The organism is Saccharopolyspora sp., from assembly GCF_017434145.1.
Lineage (GTDB): Bacteria > Actinomycetota > Actinomycetes > Mycobacteriales > Pseudonocardiaceae > Saccharopolyspora_C > Saccharopolyspora_C galaxeae.
This window is the reverse complement of sequence record NZ_JAFRFW010000808.1, coordinates 1-5861: the sequence shown is the minus strand read 5'-3', so window position 1 is coordinate 5861 and position 5861 is coordinate 1. Positions and strand designations below refer to the sequence as shown.

8 protein-coding genes and 1 pseudogene are annotated in these 5861 nt (G+C 69.4%); 1 reads left to right on the top strand and 8 read right to left on the bottom strand.

Going from position 1 to position 5861, the window contains the following annotated elements; all coding sequences use genetic code 11:
• The 3 genes and pseudogenes from IJH84_RS21965 to IJH84_RS21955 all read right to left on the bottom strand — a co-directional run.
• Window positions 1-311 (bottom strand): isocitrate/isopropylmalate family dehydrogenase (locus tag IJH84_RS21965; RefSeq protein ID WP_295148443.1); only part of this gene is annotated, 311 nt, incomplete at its 3' end.
• Window positions 312-381: 70 nt separating this feature from the next.
• Window positions 382-552: pseudogene (locus IJH84_RS21960) on the bottom strand (tartrate dehydrogenase); the annotation flags it as partial.
• 73 nt (window positions 553-625) lie between these two features.
• Window positions 626-1537, bottom strand: a complete 912-nt coding sequence (locus tag IJH84_RS21955) for a LysR family transcriptional regulator (protein WP_295148440.1) — start codon at window positions 1535-1537, stop codon at window positions 626-628.
• 206 nt (window positions 1538-1743) lie between these two features.
• Here IJH84_RS21955 and IJH84_RS21950 point away from each other — a divergent pair, with 206 nt between their 5' ends.
• Window positions 1744-3219, top strand: a complete 1476-nt coding sequence (locus tag IJH84_RS21950; protein WP_295148436.1) for a GntP family permease — start codon at window positions 1744-1746, stop codon at window positions 3217-3219.
• 284 nt (window positions 3220-3503) lie between these two features.
• On the opposite strand, the gene IJH84_RS21945 is transcribed toward IJH84_RS21950, so the two are convergent.
• From IJH84_RS21945 to IJH84_RS21925, 5 genes are all read right to left on the bottom strand, one after another.
• Window positions 3504-3854 (bottom strand): DUF4288 domain-containing protein, encoded by a 351-nt coding sequence (locus IJH84_RS21945; protein ID WP_200073384.1) that lies wholly within the window; start codon window positions 3852-3854, stop codon window positions 3504-3506.
• A gap of 113 nt (window positions 3855-3967) precedes the next feature.
• On the bottom strand, window positions 3968-4285 hold the full coding sequence (locus IJH84_RS21940) for a hypothetical protein (protein ID WP_295148433.1): 318 nt from the start codon (window positions 4283-4285) through the stop codon (window positions 3968-3970).
• Window positions 4286-4385: 100 nt separating this feature from the next.
• Window positions 4386-4544, bottom strand: coding sequence for a hypothetical protein (locus IJH84_RS21935; protein ID WP_295148430.1), 159 nt, complete (start codon window positions 4542-4544; stop codon window positions 4386-4388).
• Window positions 4545-4914: 370 nt separating this feature from the next.
• Window positions 4915-5427 (bottom strand): aldehyde dehydrogenase family protein, encoded by a 513-nt coding sequence (locus IJH84_RS21930; protein ID WP_295148427.1) that lies wholly within the window; start codon window positions 5425-5427, stop codon window positions 4915-4917.
• Between the two features lie 31 nt (window positions 5428-5458).
• On the bottom strand, window positions 5459-5861 hold a 403-nt coding region (locus IJH84_RS21925; protein ID WP_295148425.1), incomplete at its 5' end, for an amidohydrolase family protein.

The window sequence follows — 5861 nt, the reverse complement described above, 5'->3', positions numbered from 1 at the left end:
GAGACCAGGTGTCCGCGCCGCTGCTGAGCGGCGTCGAAGGCGTACTGCAGGATGCGCTCGGTGCCCGCTCTGGTGAAGACCGCTTCCTGCACGGCCATCTCCTCGGGGAAGCCCCGGTTGAGCCGACCTCCGATCTCGGAGTACTCGCCCTCGACGTTCTCCCGGACGACGACGAAGTCGACGTCGCTCGTCGCCTTGGCGACGGGGCTCGGCACGCCCTCGAGGACCTTGATCGGTCGCAAGTTCACGTACTGCCGGAACCGGCGCCGGATGGGGATGAGAAGTCCCCACAGCGACACGTGGTCCGGCACCCCCCGTCCAGCCGACGGCGCCGAGAAGGATCGCGTCGTGGTCGCGGATGCGGTCCAACCCGTCGGGCGGCATCATCGCGCCCTCGTCCAGGTACCGGCGGCAGGACCAGTCGAAGACGTCGTAGCCGAAGGCGAGGCCGTGTCGGCGGCCGACCACGTCGAGAACGGCGCAGGCGGGCGGCAGCACCTCGGTGCCGATGCCGTCGCCGGGGATGAGTGCGATGCGGTAGCTGGTCGTCATGCCGTTAATGGAACGAGGCGACGACCGTTAGCGTCCAAGACGAGTTTGCAGGCCGGTCGATAGGCGTTGCTTATCAGGGAGCGGCGGACGTCCCGCTCGCCGGCCCGTCCGTTCCACCGGCCACCGCTACGAATGCCGCAGGCGCCGGGCCGAGCCGGTGGCGCTGCCACACGAGCGCAACGTCGAGCCGGTCTTCCACCGCCAGGCGGCGCACCTGCAGACCGACGGCATCGGCCAGCGGGCGCCACGAGTCGGCGACGACCGCGACTCCGACTCCGCTCAGCACCAGCGGCAGCAGCCCCTCGCGGTGCTCGATCTCCACAGCGATCCGGCAGTCGGTGGCAGCCACGATCGCGTCGGCGACTCGCCGCATGCCGGTGCCCGGCTGACCCGCGATCAGCGGCAGCCCCCGCAGATCGCTCATGCGCAGATCATCAACACCGGGAGGGAGCAGGGCATCGTCGCGGGCGACCAGCACGAAGGACTGGACCTCCAGCGGCAGCCGGTCCAGGTCGGCCAGCGCTTCCGCCGTCCCGCCCGTAGCGACGACGCCGATCTCGGCGTCCCCGCGGCGCAGGGCCTCCCGCACGTCATCCGGGCGGGCCGCGGCGCGGACACCGACCTGCACACCGGGATACCGGTCCACGAACGCCGCCAGGAGCCCGGTCAGCGGGCTGACCACCTGCGACGGCATGGACGCGATGCTCAATCTGCCGCCTCGCAGCCCGTCGACGGCGACGACGGTCTCCCGTGCCACGTCGAGGGATCGCAGGACCTCCCGAGCCGGCCCGACCAGCGCCGTCCCCGAGGAGCTCAGCACGAGCCCGCGTCCTCGCCGGAGGAAAAGCTCCGTGCCCAGCTCGGCTTCGAGCCTGCGGATGGTCTGGGTCACCGACGGTTGAGCCACGAACAGGCACTCGGCCGCCCGATGAACGCTGCCGTGGTCCACCACCGCCAGAAAGTGGCGCAGCTGCCGGACATCCACGAAGACCCCGCTTTCCGCGACGATCGGCGCACGGTGCCCCTTTCCGAATAGCGCAGACCGCGTGCACCGACGCGAAGAAGATAGCTGAAGCCTATCGATCAGCCTGCAAACGCATCTTGGACACAGCAGGGGTGATCGACGTCACGATGAGTCGGTACGAGCACCGGGTGGCCGCCCCGGGCTACCGCCTCTCATCTGGAGCCGCCGTGAGCGACCAAGTCCTCCTGCTAGCCAACACCGCGGTCGCCATCGCGGGCATCGTCCTGGCCATCGTCCGGCTGAAGTTCCCCCCGGTCTTCGCGCTGCTGTTCGGCACCCTCTACCTCGGACTCACCACCAAGGTCGGCGCCGCGGGCACCGTTGAGGCGGTGTCCGACGGGTTCGCGGACGTGATGGGCGACATCGGCATCCTCGTTGCGCTCGGTGTCATCCTCGGTTCGCTGCTGACCGTCACCGACACGATGCAGCGCCTGGTCGAAGCCACGCTGAAGCTGTTCGGCGAACGCAGCGTCCCGTACGTGTTCGCCGCAGCGCTGAGCTCGCTGTTCACGTCGATCTACTCCGATGTGCTGCTGGTCCTCTCGGCGCCACTGGCCCGGCGCCTCGGACCCCGGCTGGGACCTCGCGGACGCGCGATCATGGGCGGCGCGCTCACCGCAGGCATCGAGGTCGGTCTGGTCTTCGTGGCTCCCGGAGTGGCCGCCGTCGCCATCGCGGGCATCCTCCGAGTTCCGCTGGGCCAGATGTTCCTGCTGGGCCTCACCGTCGGCCTGCCCACCGCGCTGCTCACGATGTTCGCCTACGCCGGTCTCCTGCGTGTCATGAAGTGGGCCCCCGAGCTCGACGAGCTGGCCGCCGGCGACGAGCCGGTCGACAGTGGAACCCTCGCCCGCGACGACCCGTCCGAACAGCCCAGCACCGGGTCCGCCGCTTCCCGCAGCCCGAACCGCGAGCCGGTCACCGGTGAGTCCGGCGCGAGCGGGGCTCGAACCAGCACGCAGCAAGCGGTGCAGCAGGAGGCCGGTGCCACGCGGCGCGAACCAGCGCTGTTCGTGTCGGTCACTCCCGTCCTGGTCAGCCTGCTGCTCATCGCCGCAGGGGCTGCCGCCGAGGCGCTGTCGATCAAGTCCGCCACCGTGACCTTGCTGACCGACCCGGTCATCGCGCTGTTCCTGGGCGCCGGCCTCGCCTATGCCCTGGCCAGCCGGGTCCGCCCGCGCGAGGAGATCAGCGCCGCCGTCGGCACCGCTCTGAGCCAGTGCGGCCCCATCCTGGTGCTCAGCGGCATCAGCGGCTCGCTCGGATCCATCATCGAGGGCTCCGGGATGGCCGACGTCCTCGGCAAAGCGTTCTCCACCGGCTTCCTGCCACCGCTGCTGCTCGTCTGGCTCGTCGCGGCCGTGCTGCACATCGCACTGGGGTCCATCTCCGTCGCGGGCATCACCGCGGCCGGCATCCTGGCGCCCATCGCCGGCAGCCTCGACACGCCCGTGGTGCTCGTCGCGCTCGCGGCAGGCTCCGGTGCGCTTTTCGTTCCACACGTGAGCAGCAACTTCTTCTGGATGTTCCAGTCGCTGCTCGGCTTCACCACCCGGGGAACGGTCAAGACGCACGCCATCCCGATGACCCTCGCCTCGGTGATCTCGCTGCCGATCACCCTCGTGATGTCGCTGTTCGCGTGACGAGGTCGCTCGATCAGCACCGAGCCGGCTCGACGAGTTCGACCACAGTGGACAGACCACGTTCGTCTCGCGTGGTCTCGCGCGCAGGTGGAGCACTGCCGTTGGTGTCAGGACCAGGTCACGGCCGGGCGGTCGCCGTGCGCGGTCACCCGGTTCCGTCCCTCGTCAACGTCGCCGGTGGCTCGTCGCTACTGGTCGTCGGACACCGTGGCAGCGGTGGGTTCAGCTGCACCACGCGGACTCCCAGGTTCTGGTTATAGAGACCGAAAGATGAGCGCCGGCCCTCATTCGATCGAGCCGGACAGGAAGGGTTCGAAACTCCGATAAGCCTGGTAATCGCGGAAGTGCCGGGAATGCAGGTCCGCGTCCACGCCCAGGTCGGCCTCGAGCGCGGAAGTGACGTCGATGATGTGCTTGAGCTTCCACGTGATGGTCTCACCGGCGCGGTTGCGATAGCTGGTCTCGGCCAGCTCGCCCCGCTGCTCGGCTCGCCGCGTCGCCGCTTCCGGATTCGCCGCCCACAGCAGGACGACGTCCTCCCGGTAGAGCGGCACGTAGTCACTCGCGTCGCTCGCGGACTCGTAGAGCAGAATCGCGATGTACGGTTCGTTCCTCGCTTCTTCGTCCGGCGCCATTGCGACCCTTCTTCGGAGACGAGCAGCCATTTCCGGAGTTCGACCACTTCCGGGGCAGGACGTGCGCGGGATCGACTCCGCCGTCCCCGCGCACGTCGCGTGCGAGCGTGATGCTACTTCATGAAACGGCCGTCGTTCAGCAGCTTCCAGGCCGTCTTGTCGGCCTTCGACTGGCCGCGCTGGATGTCGCCGAGGCGCTGGGAGTAATGCGTACCGGGGAACTCCCGGTGAATGCTGCCCTTGCGGCACCGCTCGATGAAGCTCATGGCGATGTCCTCCGGGTTGTTCTTCGCCACGCAGTCCTTCGCGATCCCGGGCGCGGAAAGCGGTGCGGCTTCCACGCGCTCGATCGCGCCGGCCGCCGGAGCTGCACCGCCGAGCGCGAGCAGCATGATCATGGTCGACACGATCCAGTTGACTGGCTTCTGCATTCGAAACTCCAATGTGGAAAGCGACGGCATTGCCGACCGCTCACGCTAAGAGTCCGGAAGCAGCCGCGGAATCTTTCCGCCGGGCCTTGGCAGTCACCCGTCAGTGCTGGCAGTCGATCTGACAAAGGCTGAATGCAGTCTCCGGCACGTCCGTGACGCTCGACGGCCGGCCCAGCACGGCTGGTGGGGCCGGGTCCGCGCGGCCGAGCTCCTGCCGCTGCTGCTTGGACAAGCCAACCGCCCGGTCTTCCTCGGCCACCGCATCACCACCTGACCGGTGACCGCACTCGCCGACACCCCATGCCCCATGCCGATCCCCGACGACGCCCCATGACCGGCTGGAGCTGCCCGCCGGGACCCGCTGATCCCCTTGGCCCGGCGGGGCTGCCACGTTCGACGCGGGCCCGTCGAGCACCGCGGGCAGTTGCACATGGAGAACGGAGTCCGGGCGTGGAGAACCAGGAGGGCGGCAGGACCGCCGTCGGCGCAACGACGTGCGGCCCTGCCCGAGTTCCTGCACCACTACGAGCACCACCGACACCCACGGGCCGCCGGCCGCGTACCGGACATCCCAGGCCGACAACCAATTGCCGGACTTGATGGCGCTCCTCGTGGCCCCACGGGTGCGTCTACTTCTTGGTCGTGGAAGTCCGGCGCAGCCGGGTGTTGACGAACTCGCCCATTCCCCAGCGGCCGAGCTCGCGCCCGAAGCCGGACCGCTTCACACCACCGAAGGGCAGGCCGGGAAGGACGGTGCCGTGCTCGTTGATGTAGGCCATGCCCACCTCGAGCCGGTCGGCGATCTCCTGGGCGCGCTCGATGTCGCTGCCCCACACCGAACCGCGGAGCCCGAAGCCCACGTCATTGGCCAACGCGACGGCCTCGTCGGACGAATCGACGCCGTGGATCACGGCCACCGGTCCGAAGATCTCCTCGGAGTAGGCGTCCATGTCCTTGGTGACGCCGGTCAGGACGGCCGGACCCACCGCCTCCTGCATCGGCTTGCCCATCTCGGTCGAGATGAGCTTGGCCAGCTCCTCCCGGCGAGCGTCGTAGGCATCGGCAACCCGAATCAGCAGCCGCGCACGCTCGCTCGCCGGTGTCGCGCGCCAACCGGCGAACGCGGCGTCCGTATCGGACACCCCACCGCGTGATCAGAAAACATCATTGGTGTCACTGCGGTGTCCGCCCTCGCGCGAGCACCAGCCGGCGGTGCCGGAGTGCGTCCAGGGATTCCGTCGGGTCGCCGTCGACGATGAGCAGGTCGGCGGCCAGGCCGGGAACGAGCGCGCCGGTGACCTCGCCGAGGCCGATGGCGGCGGCGCTGCGGACCGTGGCCATGTCCAGCACCTGAGCCGGTGACATGCCGATCCGGTGGGTGTAGAGCTCGAGCGCGTCGGCGGGTTCGGCCCCTGCGGGTGAGCGGATCACCCCGGTGTCGGTCCCGGCGATGAGTTCAACCCCGAACTCCGCGGTACGCGCGATGTTGCCCGTGGAGCGGGCCGCGATGTCCGGGCCGAGCGCCTGCACCAGCGCGGGCCAGTCCGAGGGCCAGGCCGGGCAGGCGCGGATGCCG